The sequence below is a fragment of the Roseateles sp. GW821-FHT09G03 genome, from assembly GCF_059416045.1.
Window position 1 is genome coordinate 62,371 of sequence record NZ_JBWKOK010000006.1, and the last position, 16,923, is coordinate 79,293.

16 protein-coding genes are annotated in these 16,923 nt (G+C 68.2%); 7 read left to right on the forward strand and 9 right to left on the reverse strand.

Going from position 1 to position 16,923, the window contains the following annotated elements; translation table 11 throughout:
• Positions 1-23 precede the first annotated feature (23 nt).
• The 3 genes from AC07OZ_RS21135 to AC07OZ_RS21145 form a co-directional block, all read right to left on the reverse strand.
• Positions 24-272 (reverse strand): hypothetical protein, encoded by a 249-nt coding sequence (locus AC07OZ_RS21135; protein ID WP_495469046.1) that lies wholly within the window; start codon positions 270-272, stop codon positions 24-26.
• 128 nt (positions 273-400) lie between these two features.
• A complete protein-coding gene (locus AC07OZ_RS21140) occupies positions 401-1,234 on the reverse strand; it encodes an oxidoreductase (RefSeq protein ID WP_495469047.1) in 834 nt (277 codons plus the stop codon).
• Positions 1,235-1,337: 103 nt separating this feature from the next.
• Positions 1,338-1,907, reverse strand: coding sequence for a nuclear transport factor 2 family protein (locus AC07OZ_RS21145; RefSeq protein WP_495469048.1), 570 nt, complete (start codon positions 1,905-1,907; stop codon positions 1,338-1,340).
• Positions 1,908-2,039: 132 nt separating this feature from the next.
• Between AC07OZ_RS21145 and AC07OZ_RS21150 the strand changes: the two genes are divergently transcribed.
• A complete protein-coding gene (locus tag AC07OZ_RS21150; protein ID WP_495469049.1) occupies positions 2,040-3,041 on the forward strand; it encodes a LysR family transcriptional regulator in 1,002 nt (333 codons plus the stop codon).
• Here the strand turns inward: AC07OZ_RS21150 and AC07OZ_RS21155 are convergent.
• The 6 genes from AC07OZ_RS21155 to AC07OZ_RS21180 form a co-directional block, all read right to left on the reverse strand.
• The gene (locus AC07OZ_RS21155) at positions 3,016-3,642 is read right to left on the reverse strand and encodes a LysE family translocator (protein WP_495469050.1); all 627 of its coding nucleotides are present in this window, start codon (positions 3,640-3,642) and stop codon (positions 3,016-3,018) included. The genes AC07OZ_RS21150 and AC07OZ_RS21155 overlap by 26 nt on opposite strands.
• A gap of 134 nt (positions 3,643-3,776) precedes the next feature.
• On the reverse strand, positions 3,777-5,126 hold the full coding sequence (gene hslU / locus AC07OZ_RS21160) for an ATP-dependent protease ATPase subunit HslU (RefSeq protein ID WP_495469051.1): 1,350 nt from the start codon (positions 5,124-5,126) through the stop codon (positions 3,777-3,779).
• A gap of 19 nt (positions 5,127-5,145) precedes the next feature.
• Complete coding sequence (gene hslV, locus AC07OZ_RS21165; RefSeq protein ID WP_495469394.1) at positions 5,146-5,682, reverse strand: ATP-dependent protease subunit HslV; 537 nt, start codon at positions 5,680-5,682, stop codon at positions 5,146-5,148.
• A gap of 257 nt (positions 5,683-5,939) precedes the next feature.
• Entirely contained in the window at positions 5,940-7,694 is a 1,755-nt protein-coding gene (locus AC07OZ_RS21170) for a hypothetical protein (RefSeq protein WP_495469052.1), read from the reverse strand.
• Between the two features lie 67 nt (positions 7,695-7,761).
• Complete coding sequence (gene dksA / locus AC07OZ_RS21175) at positions 7,762-8,397, reverse strand: RNA polymerase-binding protein DksA (protein WP_495469053.1); 636 nt, start codon at positions 8,395-8,397, stop codon at positions 7,762-7,764.
• Positions 8,398-8,547: 150 nt separating this feature from the next.
• Complete coding sequence (locus AC07OZ_RS21180; protein WP_495469054.1) at positions 8,548-9,639, reverse strand: CobW family GTP-binding protein; 1,092 nt, start codon at positions 9,637-9,639, stop codon at positions 8,548-8,550.
• A 122-nt stretch (positions 9,640-9,761) separates the two neighbouring features.
• On the opposite strand from AC07OZ_RS21180, the gene AC07OZ_RS21185 reads away from it, so the two are divergent.
• The 6 genes from AC07OZ_RS21185 to AC07OZ_RS21210 all read left to right on the forward strand — a co-directional run bounded on the left by AC07OZ_RS21185 (position 9,762) and on the right by AC07OZ_RS21210 (position 16,922).
• Positions 9,762-10,646 (forward strand): CorC family transporter, encoded by an 885-nt coding sequence (locus AC07OZ_RS21185; protein WP_495469055.1) that lies wholly within the window; start codon positions 9,762-9,764, stop codon positions 10,644-10,646.
• Positions 10,646-12,136 carry an apolipoprotein N-acyltransferase gene (lnt, locus tag AC07OZ_RS21190; protein ID WP_495469056.1) on the forward strand — a complete coding sequence of 497 codons (1,491 nt, stop codon included), beginning with the start codon at positions 10,646-10,648 and terminating at the stop codon, positions 12,134-12,136. Before AC07OZ_RS21185 ends, lnt begins: the two co-directional genes overlap by 1 nt.
• Positions 12,137-12,236: 100 nt before the next feature.
• Positions 12,237-13,223 (forward strand): glycine--tRNA ligase subunit alpha, encoded by a 987-nt coding sequence (gene glyQ / locus AC07OZ_RS21195; protein ID WP_495469057.1) that lies wholly within the window; start codon positions 12,237-12,239, stop codon positions 13,221-13,223.
• Positions 13,224-13,242: 19 nt separating this feature from the next.
• Positions 13,243-15,384: a glycine--tRNA ligase subunit beta gene (gene glyS, locus AC07OZ_RS21200; RefSeq protein ID WP_495469058.1), complete on the forward strand. Its 2,142-nt coding sequence runs from the start codon at positions 13,243-13,245 to the stop codon at positions 15,382-15,384.
• A gap of 69 nt (positions 15,385-15,453) precedes the next feature.
• A complete protein-coding gene (gene gmhB / locus AC07OZ_RS21205; protein WP_495469059.1) occupies positions 15,454-16,104 on the forward strand; it encodes a D-glycero-beta-D-manno-heptose 1,7-bisphosphate 7-phosphatase in 651 nt (216 codons plus the stop codon).
• Positions 16,104-16,922: a lysophospholipid acyltransferase family protein gene (locus AC07OZ_RS21210; RefSeq protein WP_495469060.1), complete on the forward strand. Its 819-nt coding sequence runs from the start codon at positions 16,104-16,106 to the stop codon at positions 16,920-16,922. The genes gmhB and AC07OZ_RS21210 overlap by 1 nt, the downstream gene beginning before the upstream one ends.
• Position 16,923: the final 1 nt, after the last annotated feature.

A 16,923-nucleotide genomic window follows, 5' to 3' on the forward strand; every position in this document is an offset into this window, starting at 1 on the left:
CCGCGTGGCGGGGGCCGGCGGGATCACCGGACGCGCTGCTGATGCTGTGCCCAGTCGCGCTTCCACGACGCGATGTTGTACAGCAGGACCGAGGCCGACGTCGCCCAGAACATGCCGAGCCAGATGCCGAAAACCTTCAGCGTGAAGGCCATGTCGCCGTCGCAGCGGCCAAGGGCGTTGCAGGGCGACGGGACGTAGACATCGATGAGCAGGGCGGTCGAGACGTTCCACACCAGCAGCCCGATGAGCACGGAAGCGAGAAAGCGGTTCATGGCGAGACAAGTCCTTTCCTGAGGTGAAGGACCCAGTCTCGCCATGCGCGTCGAGCTCAGCATGAGCCCTGTGTGAGCTCAGGGTGAAGTCGGCGGACGCCGCACGCCAGCCGTGCGGCCGGCCGCGATCACTTCGGGAAGTCCGTCGACACCGCCAGCTCGCGCCACTGGGCGAGCTCTCCGGCAACGAAGGCGTTCTTCTGCTCGATCGCCGCGACGGTGTCCGAGCCGAACGGCATGCGCAGCGGCGGCTGCTCCGCGTCGACGACCTGCAGCAGCGCCTTCGCCAGGCGCGCCGGGTCGCCGGGCTGCTGGTGGTTGAGTTCCGCAGCGACGCGGCGCACAGTGCCGACCGGCGTGTCGGCGTAGTCGGGGATCGTGGCCGGGGCCGTGGTCAGCGAGCCGCCGTCGAGGAAGTCGGTGCGGAAGTAGCCCGGCTCGACGATCGTCACGTGGATGCCCAAGGGCTTCACTTCATCGGCGAGCGCCTCGCTGATGCCTTCGACCGCGAACTTGGTCGAGGCATACACGCCGAAGCCTGCCGCGCTGCGATAACCGCCGATCGACGAGATGTTGATCACGTGACCCGCGCGCTGCTGGCGCAATTGGGGCAGCACGGCCCGCGTCACGGCCAGCAGGCCGAAGACGTTGGTGCGGTAGAGCGCCTCGACGTCCGCGGCGCTCGTCTCCTCGATCGCGCCGAGCACGCCGAAACCGGCGTTGTTGACGACCACGTCGACGCGTCCGAAACGCTGGACTGCCTGCTCGACGGCGGCGCGGGCCTGCGCCTCGTCGGTGACGTCGAGGTTGGCCGCGAGCAGGCGAGGGTGGTCGCCGAACTTGTCGACGATGGCGCGGGCGTTGCGCGCCGTGGCGACGACGTTGTCGCCGCGCTCGAGCGCTTCCTTGACGAACAGGGTGCCGAAGCCGCGCGATGCGCCGGTGATGAACCAGGTCTTCATGGGGAACTCCTTGTGGGGAATGAGGGGTGAGGGCGGGTGGAAATGGGGAGAGACCGAGGAAGGGAGAGAGCGAGGAAGGGGGAGAGCGAGAACGAGGGGGAACTCAGTTCGCCGCGATCGGGTTCTGCCGCCAGAACTCGTCGAAGGCGATGCTGTCGAAGAAGGCCGTGACGCGGACGGCCTTGCCGTCGCGCATCGTCAGCATCCAGACGTAGCGGTTCGTGTAAGGCTTGCCGGCGTTGGTCGTGCCGGCGGCCGAGAAGTGCGCGACCACGGTGTCGCCGTCGGCGTAGACCGCATGGATCGTGCGCGGCCGGAAGCGGTCCTGCGATTGCGCGAAGCGCGCGCCGAACGGGCCGAGCACGGTGCGGTTGAGTTCATCGCGGCTGCGCGTCGTGCCGGCCACCAGCGAGTGGCCGGTGATCGTCCATTCGATGTCGTCGGCGAGCATCGGCTGCAGCGCGCCGTAGTCGCCGCCCATCCAGCGGCGCAGCATCGTGTCGACGGCGGCCTTGTTGGCGGCGGTCTCGGCGTTCACGCCGCCCTTGGCGTCGGCGGCCTGCGCCTTCGCCTGGGCGGCGGCGGTCGCGGCGCGGGCCGCGGGAATCGCCATCGCGAGCGACGCGATCACGGCGCCCGTCATCACGGCGGAAACAAGTCGGGTGCTGGTCATGGTGCGGTTCCTTTGCTGGTCGTTCCGCGGCGTCGGACTGGATTGCGGCGCGGTGTGGAACGAACTCTAGGAACCGGCGATTGATGCGTCTATGCTCAGGAATTGAAACGAGTCAGTGGGGAATTTTCATGAATGAGCGCGCAGACGGGCAACATGGCTGAGCGTCCCAGCCTCGCGGAGCTGACCGCGTTCCTGGCGATCGTGCGGCACCAATCCTTCCGCGCGGCGGCGGATGAGCTGGGCATGTCGCCGTCCAGCCTGAGCCATCTGGTGCGGGGTTTGGAGGAGCGGCTGGGCGTGCGCCTCTTCAACCGCACGACCCGCAGCGTCGCGCCCACCGATGCCGGTCAGCAGCTCGCACGCGATGTCGGACCGATCCTGGCGGAGCTGGACAACGCGCTGGGCGACCTGGGCTCGTTGAGCGGGCGCACGTCGGGCCGGCTCCGGATCAACGTCTCGGAGATCGCCGCCGGCGAGCTGATGCGGGACATCGTGCCCGCGTTCGTCGAACGGCATCCGGACGTGCAACTGGACCTGGTCACCGAGGGCAAGCTGGTCGACATCGTCGCCGAGGGCTTCGATGCCGGCGTGCGGCTCGGCGAGGCGCTGCCGCAGGACATGGTCGCGGTGCCCTTCGGTGGCGACGTGCGCTTCATCGTGGTGGCCTCGCCGGACTACCTCGCGCAGCACGGCACGCCGCGCACGCCGGACGCGCTCGCCGAACACCGCTGCATCCGCTTCCGCCTGCCGAGCGGCAAGATGTACCGCTGGGAGTTCGAGCGCCAGCGGCAATCGCTGAAGGTCGACGTGCCGGGCTCGCTGACGCTCGATCACATCGGGCTGATGGTCGAGGCGGCAGCGAAGGGGATGGGGCTCGCCTACGTGTGGTCCACGAAGGCCGAAGCGGAGATCGCCGCGGGTCGACTGGCGACGGTGCTCGACGACTGGACGCCGCCGATTCCGGGCCATCACCTCTACTACCCGAGCAGCCGCCTCATGCCCGCGGCGCTGCGGGCGTTCATCGAGGTGATCCGGGAGGTGGAGGCGCAACGCGCGCCGGCGAAGGCGCGCGTCACCGCGACGTCGACGTTGGGGAAGGTGAAGCGCGTCAGCGCTGCTGCACCGCGACCTTGAGGCCCAGCGAGACGAAGATCGTCCCGATGATCTTGCCCTGCCAGCGGTTGAGCCAGGCCACCCGCTTGAGCACGCGTCCGAGCGGCTTGATCGACAGCGCAACGGCCGTCGTGTAGAGGCTGCTCATGACGACGAAGATCGCGCCCAGGACGGCGAACTGCACGAAGCTCGATCCCTTCTCCGGATGCACGAACTGCGGCATGAACGCCAGGAAGAACAGCGCCGTCTTGGGATTGAGGACCTCGGCCGGGATCGCTTCCAGATAGGCGCGCAGCGGGCTGATCGCCGCGAGGGTCGGCAGCGACGGATCGGACGGCTTGGCCAGGAAGGCCCGGATGCCGAGATAGACCAGATACGCGGCGCCGACGTACTTCACCACGTTGAACGCCAGCGCCGAAGTCATCAGCAGGGCCGAGAGTCCGACCGCGGCGAACAGCGTGTGGACGAAGTCGCCGGTGGCCACGCCGAGACCGGTCATCACGCCCACCTTCCGGCCGCCCTGCACGGTGCGGCTCAGGACCAGCAGCACCGCGGGTCCGGGGATCAGGAAGAGACCGAAGACGATGACGACGAAGGTCGCCAGGGTGGTGACGTCGAACATGGAACTCCTTGAGACCGCTGCACTGCGGATCGGCGGAGTCTACGGAAATCCCGCCGGTCCTGCAGCGCGCGGACGTTCACGTCCTCGCCCATCTCTTCGTCCGCACCCTCGTCGCACGACGAGGGGCGCGGCACTCAGAGAATGAACCGGCTCAGATCCTCATCCTGCGCCAGCGCGCCGAGCTTCTCGTCGACCTGCGCGCCGTTGATCGTCACCGTCTTGCCGGCGTGCTTGTGCGCGTCGAAGCTGATGTCGTCCAGCAGCCGCTCCAGCACCGTCGCGAGGCGGCGCGCGCCGATGTTCTCGGTGCGCTCGTTGACCTCGTAGGCGATCTGCGCCAGGCGGCGGATGCCGTCGGCGCTGAGCTCCAGCGTCAGGCCTTCCGTCGCCAGCAAGGCCTGGTACTGCTTCACCAGGCTCGCGTGCGTGCTCGACAGGATCGCCTCGAAGTCGCCCACCGACAGCGACTTCAGCTCCACCCGGATCGGGAAGCGGCCCTGCAGCTCGGGGATCAGGTCGCTGGGCTTGCTCAGGTGGAACGCGCCCGACGCGATGAACAGGATGTGGTCGGTCTTCACCATCCCGTACTTCGTGTTCACCGTCGTGCCTTCGACCAGCGGCAGCAGGTCGCGCTGCACGCCCTGGCGCGACACGTCCGCGCCGCCGCTGTGCTCGTTGCGCGTCGCGACCTTGTCGATCTCGTCGATGAAGACGATGCCGTTGTCCTGCGCCATCGCCAGCGCCGCGGTCTTGATCTCGTCCTCGTTGACGAGCTTGCCGGCCTCTTCCTCGATCAGCAGCTTGCGCGCCTCGGCGATCTTGAGCTTGCGCGTGGTCTTCTTCTCCTGGCCCATCTGCGAGAACAGGCCCTTGAGCTGCTCGGCCATCTCCTCCATGCCTTGCGGCCCGAGGATCTCCATCGAGGGCTTGGCCTCGGTCAACGCGATCTCGATCTCCTTGTCGTCCATCGAGCCCTCGCGCAGCCGCTTGCGCATGACCTGGCGCGCGGTGTTGTCCGCGTTGCCGGTCTCCGTGGCCGCCGGCGCGAAGCCCGTCGACGAGCGGGGCGGAGGCACCAGCACGTCCAGGATGCGCTCCTCGGCCGCGTCCTCGGCCCGGGCGCGCTGGAAGCGCATCTGGCGTTCGCGCTCCTGCTTGACCGCGATGTCGACCAGATCGCGCACGATGCTGTCGACGTCTTTGCCGACGTAACCGACCTCGGTGAACTTCGTCGCCTCGACCTTGATGAAGGGCGCATCCGCCAGCTTCGCCAGGCGACGCGCGATCTCGGTCTTGCCGACGCCGGTCGGGCCGATCATCAGGATGTTCTTCGGCGTGATCTCGCCACGCAGTTTCTCGTCCACCTGCTGGCGCCGCCAGCGGTTGCGCAAGGCGATCGCGACGGCGCGCTTCGCATCGGCCTGGCCGACGATGTGCCGGTCGAGTTCGGAGACGATTTCCTGCGGGGTCATGCTGCTGCTCATTCGTGTGCTCCGCGCTGGATCAGTCCAGCGTCTCGATCGTGTGGTTGCCGTTGGTGTAAATGCAGATCTCGCCAGCGATCACCAGCGACTGCTTGACGATGTCCACCGCGCTCAACTCGCTGTGGTTGAGCAGCGCCTTCGCCGCCGCCTGCGCATAGGCGCCGCCGCTGCCGATCGCGACGATGCCCTGCTCGGGCTCCAGCACGTCGCCGTTGCCGGTGATGATCAGCGAGGCCGTGCGATCGGCCACCGCCAGCATCGCCTCCAGCCGCCGCAGCACGCGGTCGGTGCGCCAGTCCCGCGTCAGCTCCACGGCCGCGCGCACGAGGTTGCCCTCGTACTTCTCGAGCTTCGCCTCGAAGCGCTCGAACAGCGTGAACGCATCCGCCGTCGCGCCGGCGAAGCCCGCCAGCACCTGGTTCTTGTGGAGCTTGCGCACCTTGCGCGCGGTCGACTTGACGACGATGGTGCCCAGCGTCACCTGGCCGTCGCCGCCGATCGCGACCTGGTTGCCGCGGCGCACGCTGACGATGGTGGTGCCGTGGTACGGCGGCAGCGGGGAGGAGTGGTCTTGAGACATGGTGGATCCGACCTCTGGAACTCGTTGGACGCCTTGAGGAGCGTCATGACACTCTCACGTGGGTTCCCTCGCGGAAATCACAAGGTGAGGGGAGGGTGAGGAAAAGCCTGCGGCGTCGCCTGTGCGAATGCCGGTTGCGAATGTCGATGTGGGTGTCGACCTGGGTGCCGATGATCGGACATCCGAAAGCACAACGGGGCCAGAGGCCCCGTTGCTGCGTCGGTTGAAGCGCCTCAGACGTGGCGCACCTTGACCCGCGCGTGTTCGTTGATGCCCATCGCGCCGAAGAACAGCGCCACCAGCCGGTGCGCATCGCTGAACTGCACCGCGCGGTTCTCGCTGCGCCGGGCCAGGACCCAGTTCAGCAGGTCGCCCGCGGCCATGAAGTCCAGGCGGATCAGCTTCGGGCAGGCGATCGTCACCAGGGACGCGCCGCCCAGCTGTTCGGTCATCAACGCCAGCGTCTCGCTGATGTCGCCGCTGAGCTGGCCCGACAGCTCCATCAACGCCGCCGTGTTGACCGCGTCGGTCATCGTCGACTCGAGGAAGGCGATGCCGGTGTCCATCGCCGCCGGCTGGATGGACGACGGCGAGCTCGTCGAGAGCGCGTTGCCACTGATGCGCACGTGGCACAAGGCCTTCTCCCAGCTCGGCGGTGAGACCTCGTAGGTCACGCAGTAGTCGATGGCGACCTCGTCGAACTGGTCCGGGCGGTTGGCCAGGCGCAGCGCTTCCAGGCGCAGCATCCACAGGATGGGATCCGCGTCGCGGCTGCCCACAGGCGCCTGGTCGCGCAGGACCTGGAAGAAGTGGTCGCCGGACAGCCAGCGCAGGTCCAGCGCCTGCTGCGCCCAGGCGCGGAACAGGTCGCGCAGCTTGGCGCAGGCCTCGATGTCGATCTGGCGCAGCGGCGCCCAGTCGATCACCCAGGGCATCGGCAGGTTCTCGCAGCGCGTGCGCATCTGCGTCACGGCCTCGGTGTCCAGGTATTCCGGAGTGGTCCACGACACGCTGCTCGCGCGGCCGCGCGGGGCGCGTTCCGCCTGCACCGCCTCGGCCACCAGCTTGGGCAGCGAGAACCATTGTGGCGACGACAGCCCGAACTGCTGCGCGTACTCGTTGGCCAGATGCTCGAACTTGCCCTGCTGGCCGGTCGCCCGGTACAGGTCGAACAGCACCAGCCAGGTCTCGGCGTGCTCGTGGCGCGCGCCGCCCTGGCGGGTCAGGTCGATCAGGCTGCGCTCGCAATGCTCGTAGTCGGCGTTGGCGAAGGCGATGACGGCCTCGTCCAGCTCGGCGTCGTGGACGACTTCGCTGACTTCGACCTGAGGATCCGCGACGTGGAAACTCAGCGTCGGGATCTCCTTCTTCAGCTCGGGGATCGGTGCCGGCGCACCGGCCGGCGCGGGCGGGGCGATGCCGCCGCCCATCGAGGCCGCGGCCGGCACGGGCGACAGGTCCAGGCGTTCGAGGTCGACCCGCGGCGCATGGTCGGAGACCCGCGCGACGATCTGGTCCGCCGGCTGCGTCGCCGCGAAGTTGACCGGGCGCGTGCTGGTCTCGAAGAAGCCGGGCGGATGCTGGCCCTGGATCTGTGTCGGGACGAAGCCTTCGCCGACCATCTGCTGCTCGATCTGGTCGATCTTGGCCTTCACCGTGCCGTCGTCGCGCCGCACGCCCTGGATCTCGCTGATGCGGCCCAGTTCGTCGATGCCCGAGGTCGCGTGGCCGCCCAGGGCGGCCAACTGCTCGGGGGTCAGGCCTTCACGGCGGATCTTGCGCAGCATGTCGAGCTCGCGCTTGCGCACGAAGTCGTTGCGCCGCTTGCGCTCCACCATCGCCCGCAGTTCAGCCTTCGCGGCATCGGCCTCGGGGTCGTCCTGGCGCGAGTTGATCTCCGCCCAGTCGGTCGTCGGATTGGCGACGAACCGCGCTACCTTGCGAAAGAAGCTCTCGCCTTCTTTGGTGCCGTCTTTGGGGTCGGACATGCTCTAGCGGACCTTGCTTTTCGCAGTAGTGGCGGTACTTCCTGATTCTCGAGGGACGCTGGGCGACTCAGTCGCCGAACATCTTCTGCTTCAGTTCGCGGCGCTGCTGCGCCTCGAGCGACAGCGTGGCGGTCGGGCGGGCGATCAGACGGCCCAGGCCGATCGGTTCGCCGGTCTCGTCGCAGTAGCCGTATTCGCCGCTGTCCAGGCGCGTCAGCGACTGCATGATCTTCTTCAGCAGCTTGCGCTCGCGGTCGCGGGTGCGCAGCTCCAGCGCGTGCTCTTCCTCGATCGTGGCGCGGTCGGCCGGATCGGGGACGATGGAGGTGTCCTCGCGCAGGTGCTCGGTCGTCTCGCCGGCGTTGGACAGGATGTCTTCCTTCAACTGCGTCAGCTTGGCGCGGAAGAAGTCGACCTGCTTGTCGTTCATGTATTCGGTGTCGGGCATCGCGAGCACTTCGGCATCGGACAGTTCGGCACCGGCCTTGGTTTTCCAGGCAGAGGAGAGTTTGGGGTCGGCTTTCACGGCAGGTCGGCTGTTCTGGTTCGTTGATGTCGGGGTCGAGGGCCGGACGGGGCTGTCCAGCAGTGAGACCGTGCTGTCGGATGCGTCCGCCTCGGCGGACTTGTCCTCCGCCGCGGCCTTGGATCCCTTCGCGGGAGTCTTGGTCGCAGCGGTCTTGGAGGCCGGGGTCTTGCTCACGTTCACTCTCCTAGCGGCTCTTTATACCTGCTCGACATGAGAAGCCGGGGCTTCCCGCCGTTGGCGCAGGGGCCTGGTTCGGGCGCGGCGGATTGTAGCCACCTCCGCCGCCGTCCCAGCGATGGCCTTGAACCATCGATCAGTGTGGCACTAAGCCAGACACCCTTCCAGCCCCTGCATGAGGATGTCCTTCGGCAGATCGATACCGATGAACACCATCTTGCTGACCTTCTTTTCATCCGGCATCCACTTCGGACCGAGATCCGAACCCATCAGCTGGTGGACACCCTGGAAGATGACCTTCTTGTCGGTGCCGTTCATGTTGAGGACACCCTTGTAACGCAGCATCTTCGGGCCATACACCTGCACGATCGCGCCAAGGAAATCCTCCAGCTTGGCCGGATTGAAGGGCCGCTCCGAACGGAAGACGAAGGACTTGACGTCGTCGTCGTGGTGATGGTGGTGCGGATGGTCGCAGGCTTCGCCCGGCGCGTGGTCGTGGCCTTCATGGCCATGGTCGTGCCCGTGATCGTCCACGGCCAGGAATTCCGGGTCGATCTCCAGCTTGGCGTTCAGGTTGAAGCCGCGCAGGTCGAAGACGTCCTTGATCGGCACCTCGCCGAAATGGACCTTGGACTGCGGCGCCCGCGGGTTCATGTGCTTGAGGCGGTGCGACAGCGCGTCCACCGCCGCGGCGTCGACCAGGTCGGTCTTGCTCAGGAAGATCTGGTCGGCGAAGCCCACCTGGCGGCGCGCTTCCTGGCGCGTGTCGAGCTGGTCGTTGGCGTGCTTGACGTCCACCAGCGTCAGGATCGAGTCGAGCAGGAAGGTCTCCGCGATCTCGTCGTCCATGAAGAAGGTCTGCGCCACCGGGCCGGGATCGGCCAGGCCGGTGGTCTCGATGACGACGCGCTCGAAGTCGAGCTCGCCCTTGCGGCGTTTCGCGGCCAGGTCTGCCAGCGTGGTGCGCAGATCCTCGCGGATGGTGCAGCAGACGCAGCCGTTGCTCAGCTGGATGATCTGCTCCTGGGTCTCGCTGACGAGGATGTCGTTGTCGATGTTCTCCTCGCCGAACTCGTTCTCGATGACGGCGATCTTCTGGCCGTGCGCCTCGGTCAGCACGCGCTTGAGCAGCGTGGTCTTGCCCGAGCCCAGGAAGCCCGTGAGGATCGTGGCGGGAATCAGACCCGTGGAAGGAGTCGTTGGGGACGCCTGCGCGGCGGTATCAGGAACGGACGACATGGTGAAGACCAATCTGTAAGGGAAGCCTGGGCCCGGCAACTGAGGGCGGATGACTGTGTTTCAAGCGAATGTCAATGTCAATCGGTTATTCTGGCGCCTCTTCAACGACGGCACACACCCCAGTGTCTGAACCTCAGCCTAGTCGGCCCGCCAAACATGGCGGGCGTGGCAATGAACAACGCGGCCTGCTCGAACGCGTCCTCGAATTCCTGCACCCCGGGCCCGACTCGACCAGCGAGCTGATCGAGAACTTCGCCGAAGCGGAGGAGCGCGACCTGATCGCGCCCGAATCGCGCCAAATGCTCGAGGGCGTCCTGCGGATGGCCGAACTCAGCGCCGGCGACGTGATGGTCGCCGCGCCCCGGATGGACCTGCTGGACATCCAGTGGACCCCCGACGATCTGCTGGCCAACGTCATCGACACCGGCCACTCGCGTTTCCCGGTGTACGACGGCCAGCGCGACAACATCATCGGCATCCTGCTGGCCAAGGACCTGCTCAAGCTCCAGCGCGCGCCGGAACTGAACCTGCGCGCCTTGCTGCGCCCGGCAGTTTTCGTGCCCGAGAGCAAGGGCCTGAACGAGCTGCTGCGCGATTTCCGCTCCAACCGCAATCACCTGGCCATCGTCATCGACGAATTCGGCAACACGGCGGGGCTGATCACCATCGAGGACGTGCTCGAGGAGATCGTGGGCGAGATCGAGGATGAATTCGACGTCGGCGACGGCGATGCCGGCATCTACACGCTGGCCGACGGCAGCTACCGCGTCGCCGGCGATGCCGACGTGGCGGCGGTGAACGACTCCTTCGGGCTGTCGCTGTCGGTGGCCGACTTCGACACCATCGGCGGCCTGGTCGCGCACGAGCACGGCCGCGTCCCGCGGCGCGGCGAGACCGTCGAGGTCGCCGGCCTGCGCTTCTCGGTGATGATCAACCGCGGCGGCGCGGTGCGCTGGTTCAAGGTGACCCGCGCGCCGGCCTCCGAGGCCGACGACCACAGCGGCTGATGCGCCGCGGGGTGTCCTGGCTGCGCCATCCCGCGCTGGCGCTCGTCGCCGGCGCGGTGCACACGGCTTCGTTCTCGCCCAGTCCCGCGTGGTGGCTGCAGCCGCTGGCGCTGGCCTGGCTCTTCTGGGCCTGCGACGGCCTGCGGCCGCGACGCGCCGCGCTGACCGGCGCGCTCTTCGGCGTCGGCTGGATGGCCTCGGGCCTCTGGTGGCTCTACATCAGCATGCACGACTTCGGGCACCTGCCCGCGGCCGTGTCCGCGCTGGCGGTGCTGGCGCTGGCGCTGTTCCTGTCGCTCTACTACGCCGCCGGCCTGGGGTTGGCGGCGCGCTGGTCGGCCGGCGCAGCGCCATGGCGTCGCGCAACCGCCTTCGCCGGGCTGTGGCTGGGGGCGGAACTCGTCCGCGCCACCTTCCTCACCGGCTTCCCGTGGATCGCCAGCGGCTATGCGCACACGCAGGGCCCGCTGGCCGCGTTCGCGCCCTACCTGGGCGTCTACGGCATCACGGCGCTCGCCGCGCTCACGGCGGCGGCGCTGGCGCTGCGGCGCTGGGCGCTGCTCGCCGCGCTCGTCGCCGGCATCGGGGCAGGGCAGTTCCTGCCGCAGGACTTCACGCGCTCGACGGGCACGCTCACCGTGTCGCTGGTGCAGCCCAACATCCCGCAGGATCAGAAGTTCGACCGCGCGCGTTTCGACCAGAACCTGGACCAGCTGATCGCGATGATCGAATCCGCGCGGGGTCAGGTCGTGATCACGCCGGAGTCGGTGCTGCCGGTGCCGCTGGCCTTCCTGGACGAGGACCACATTGAGCGCCTGCGCCGCGGCGCCGAGACGCGGCCGCTGCTGCTCGGCACCTTCCTGGGCAATTCGACCGACGGCTTCGTCAACTCGCTGGTGGGCGTGGGCTTCGCGCAACGCTACGACTACGGCAAGCGCCACCTGCTGCCCTTCGGCGAGTTCATCCCGCCGGGCTTCCACTGGTTCGTCAAGGCGATGAACATCCCCCTGGACGACCAGGCCAGCGGCACGCACGAGGGCGCGCTGCCCTTCGCGGGACAGCGGCTGCGGCCGCTGATCTGCTATGAGGATCTGTTCGGCGAGGACGTCGTCGCCAGCGCGCTCGACCGCGGCGGGCCGGCCTCGACCGTGTTCGTCAACGTCAGCAACCTGGCGTGGTTCGGGCCGCGCATGGTGCAGGATCAGCACCTGCAGTTCTCGCAGATGCGGGCGCTCGAGTTCCAGCGCCCCATCGTGCGCGCGACCAACACCGGTGCGACCGCGCATGTCGACCACCGCGGCCGCGTGCTCGCACGTCTGCCGGCGGAGCAGGCCGGTGTGCTGGAAGTGAGCGTCGATGGCCGCAGCGGCGTCACGCCATATGCGCGCTGGCTCGCGATGCTCGGCCTCTGGCCCTTGTGGGCGCTGGCCGCGCTCGGGGTGCTGCCGGTGCTGGGACGTCGCCGTCCCGCCTCGGCGCGCTTCGCCTGATCGGGGTCCGCGCCCTCGCGACGGGACACCGGTGCGCGGCACGAGGCGCACATAGAATCGACCGGTTTTCTCCAACGCCCGCCGACGGCCCGACGTCCCTATGCTGACTTTCCAGCAACTGATCCTCCGCCTGCAGGAATACTGGTCCCAGCAAGGCTGCGCCCTGCTGCAGCCCTACGACATGGAGGTCGGCGCCGGCACCAGCCACACCGCGACCTTCCTGCGCGCGCTCGGTCCCGAGCCCTGGAAGGCCGCCTACGTCCAGCCCAGCCGCCGTCCCAAGGACGGCCGCTACGGCGAGAACCCGAACCGCCTGCAGCACTATTACCAGTTCCAGGTCGTGCTCAAGCCCGCGCCGGCCAACATCCTGGAGCTGTACCTCGGCTCGCTGGAGGCGCTGGGCTTCGACCTGAAGAAGAACGACGTCCGCTTCGTCGAGGACGACTGGGAGAACCCGACCCTCGGCTGCTGGGGCCTGGGCTGGGAGGTCTGGCTCAACGGCATGGAGGTGACGCAGTTCACCTACTTCCAGCAGGTCGGCGGCATCGACTGCAAGCCGATCACCGGCGAGATCACCTACGGCCTCGAGCGGCTGGCGATGTACCTGCAGGGCAAGGAGTCCGTGTACGACCTGGTCTACACCGACGGACTGACCTACGGCGACGTGTTCCATCAGAACGAGGTCGAGCAGTCGACCTACAACTTCGAGCACAGCGACGTCGACTTCCTGCTGAACGCCTTCGGTGCCTACGAGCGCAAGTCCAAGGACCTGATGGACGTGCATCTGGCGCTGCCCGCCTACGAGCAACTGCTCAAGGCTGGCCACACCTTCAACCTGCTGGACGCGCGCGGCGCGATCAGCGTGACGGAGCGTGCCGCCTACATCGGCCGCATCCGCAACCTCGCCCGCGCCGTGGCGCAGAGCTATCTGGAGAGCCGCGCGCGGCTCGGCTTCCCGATGGCGCCCAAGGACTGGGCCGACGAGGTGATCGCGCAGATCGAGAAGAAGAGCGCCGAGGCGGCCGCCAAGGCTGACAAGGCCGCCGACAAGTCGGACAAGACGTCCGACAAGAAGACCGCCGCCTGACGACGAGGAACACCCCAGCATGACCACGAAGAATCTTCTCGTCGAACTGTTTGTCGAGGAACTGCCACCCAAGGCGCTGAAGAAGCTGGGCGAGGCGTTCTCGTCCGCGCTGGCCGACTCGCTGAAGGCGCAGGGCCTGGCCGAGGCTGGCGCCGCGGTGACCGCGTTCGCCACGCCGCGCCGGCTCGCCGTGCACGTGGCCGGTGTCGGCGCCAAGGCCGCCGACCGCGCTGTGCAGCAGAAGCTGATGCCGGTGGCGGTGGCGCTGGACGCGTCGGGCAACGCGACGCCCGCGCTGCTGAAGAAGCTGGCCTCGGTCGGCGCCGACGCGTCGGTCGTCACTAGCTTGAAGCGCGCGCCGGACGGCAAGGCCGAGGCGCTGTTCCTGGACACGGTCGTCGCCGGCGTCACGCTGAAGGACGGCCTGCAGAAGGCGCTGGACGAGGCGCTCGCCAAGCTGCCGATCCCCAAGGTCATGACCTATCAACTGGCCGACGGCTGGAGCGACGTCAAGTTCGTCCGTCCCGCCCACGGCCTGATCGCGCTGCATGGCGATGAGCTGGTCGAGATCGCCGCGCTGGGCCTGAACTCCGGCCGCACGACGCGCGGCCACCGCTTCGAAACCACCGTCGCCTCGATCGAGATCAAGAGCGCCGACACCTACGAGCAGCAGCTGCGCGAGGAAGGCCGCGTGATCGCGTCCTTCGAGCAGCGCCGCAATGACATCGTGCGCCAGCTGCAGGCGCAGGCCGAGCCGCTGGGCCTGACGCCCATCGACGCGCCCGAGTTGCTGGACGAAGTCACCGCGCTGGTCGAGCTGCCCAACGTGCTCTCGTGCCAGTTCGAGCCCGAGTTCCTGGCCGTGCCGCAGGAGTGCCTCATCCTGACGATGAAGGCCAACCAGAAATACTTCCCGCTGCTGGACAGCCACGGCAAGCTGACGCACCGTTTCCTGGTCGTCAGCAACGTGCATCCGGACGACGCCTCCAAGGTCGTCGAGGGCAACGAGCGCGTCGTGCGCCCGCGCCTGGCCGACGCGAAGTTCTTCTTCGACCAGGACCGCAAGAAGACGCTGGCCTCGCGCGTCGAAGGCCTGGGCAAGGTCGTGTACCACGGCAAGCTCGGCAGCCAGGGCGACCGCGCCGAACGCGTCCGCGCGATCGCGCACACGATCGTCAACCAGCTGCGCATGGCCCAGCACCCGTACACGGCGGAAGCCAAGGACGAGTTCGACATGCTCGACAGCAAGGTCAAGGAAGCCGCGCTGCTGGCCAAGACCGACCTGCTGACCGACATGGTCGGCGAGTTCCCCGAGCTGCAGGGCATCATGGGCGGCTACTACGCGCGCCATGAAGGCCTGCGCGACGGCGTCGCCAAGGCCATCGAGGACCACTACAAGCCGCGCTTCGCCGGCGACGCGCTGCCGCGCAACCACACCGGCACCGTCGTCGCGCTGGCGGACAAGCTGGAGACCCTGGTCGGCCTGTTCGGCATCGGCCAGCTGCCGACCGGCGACAAGGACCCGTTCGCGCTGCGCCGCCATGCGCTGGGCGTGATCCGCATCCTGGTCGAGAACCACATGCACCTGTCGCTGCCCGAGCTGATCGAGGGCGCGCTGCCCGCGTTCGGCGAGCTGATCCAGGACCCGAGCGAGCCGCTGCTGAGCTTCTTCGCCGACCGCCTGGCGGTCAGCCTGCGCGACCAGGGCTACAGCGCCCAGGAAGTCGATGCCGTGCTGGCGCTGAACCCGGCCCGCCTGGGCGACGTGCCCAAGCGCCTGGGTGCCGTGCGCGCCTTCGCGGCGCTGCCGGAGTCGGCCTCGCTGGCCGCGGCCAACAAGCGCGTGGGCAACATCCTCAAGAAGGTCGAAGGCGAACTGCCGACCGAAGTGACCCCCGCGCTGCTGACCGAGGCCGCCGAGAAGGCGCTCGCCGACGCGCTGGCCGGCGTGAAGCCGCAGGCCGACGCGCTGTTTGAGCAGCACGACTACGCCGGTTCGCTGAAGGCGCTGGCCGCGCTGAAGGCGCCGGTCGACGCGTTCTTCGACGACGTGATGGTCAACGCCGAGGACCCCGCGCTGCGCGCCAACCGCCAGGCGCTGCTCAAACAGCTGCACGAGGCGATGAACCGCGTGGCCGACCTCTCGCGCCTGGCCGTCTGAGCGTCGGCTGATCGACCCCCTCGGCCCCCTCGACGCCCTAGCCGTTCACGCGCAGTACTGGAGATCACGATGCCTACCCGGTCCGACCATCCGCACGGCATGAAACTGGTGATCCTGGGCCGCGACGGCACGATCAACCGCTACCGCGACGACCACGTGAAGTCGCCCGAGGAACTCGAGCCGTTGCCCGGCGCGCTCGAGGCCGTCGCGCGGCTGAACCACGCCGGCTGGCACACCGTCATGGCCACCAACCAGCCCGGCATCGGCCGCGGGCTGATCGACATGGCCTCGCTGAACGCCGTCCACCTGCGGCTCAACCAGCTGCTGGCGGAGAAGGGCGGCCGGCTCGACGCCGCGTTCTTCTGCCCGCACGCGCCGGAAGACAACTGCAACTGCCGCAAGCCGCTGCCGGGCCTGATCGAACAGATCGGCGAGCGCTTCGGTGTCGACCTCAAGCACGTCCACATGGTCGGCGCCAGCGTGCGTGACCTGCAGACCGCGCGCAACGCGGGCTGCGTGCCGCACCTGGTGCGCGGCGACCGGCTCGCCGGCGTCGACGAGGCGCAGCTGCAGGAGCAGATCGCGCTCGTGCCCGGCTCGCGCGTGCACCAGGACCTGGCGGCCTTCGCCGAAACCCTCATCCACGCGGAACGCCGCGCCCGCGCCGAGTCGCGGGGCGAATCCGCCGAACCCGATACCGCTCCTGGAGAACTGGGCTGATGCTCACTGCGCTGCGTTCCTTCCTTTTCGTCCTCTACCTGATCGTCACGGTCGTTCCCTGGGGCAGCGCGGTGGTGCTGTGCTCGCTGTTCCTGAACAGCACCCAGCTCTACTGGATGTGCGCCAACTGGCTGCGCGTCGCGATCTGGGGCGCCAAGCTCATCTGCGGCGTGCACTGGCGCGTGCGCGGCATGGAGCACCTGCCCACCGATCCGGCGCAGTCGGTCATCCTGCTGTCCAAGCACCAGTCGACCTGGGAGACCTTTGCCTACCCGATGCTGATGCCGCGGCCGCTGGCCTACGTGTTCAAGCGGGAACTGATCTACATCCCGTTCTTCGGCTGGTCCATGGCGCGTCTGGACATGATCCACATCGACCGCAGCAAGCGCAGCGAGGCCTGGAACAAGGTGGCCGCGCAGGGCAAGCGGATCGCGGCACTGGGCAACTGGATCATCATGTTCCCGGAAGGCACGCGCGTGGCGCGCGGCAAGGCCGGCGACTACAAGACCGGCGGCTCGCGCCTGGCGGTCGAGACCGGCGTGCCGGTGGTGCCCATCGCGATGAACTCCGCGACCTGCTGGCCGCGCAAGAGCTTCCTGTTGAGACCTGGCACGATCGATGTCTCCATCGGTCCGATGATCCCCAGCACCGGTCGCGCGCCGGCCGAGCTGATGAAGGAAGTGCAAGCCTGGATCGAGGCCGAGATGCGCGTGCTCGACCCCTCGGCCTATCCGGCCGCCGCGTCGGGCGAGGTCTCCCAGGCACCGCCCGCGCCGCCTGCCCCTCCCGCGCCGCCACCCGCGCCGGCCGCCGCCTGAT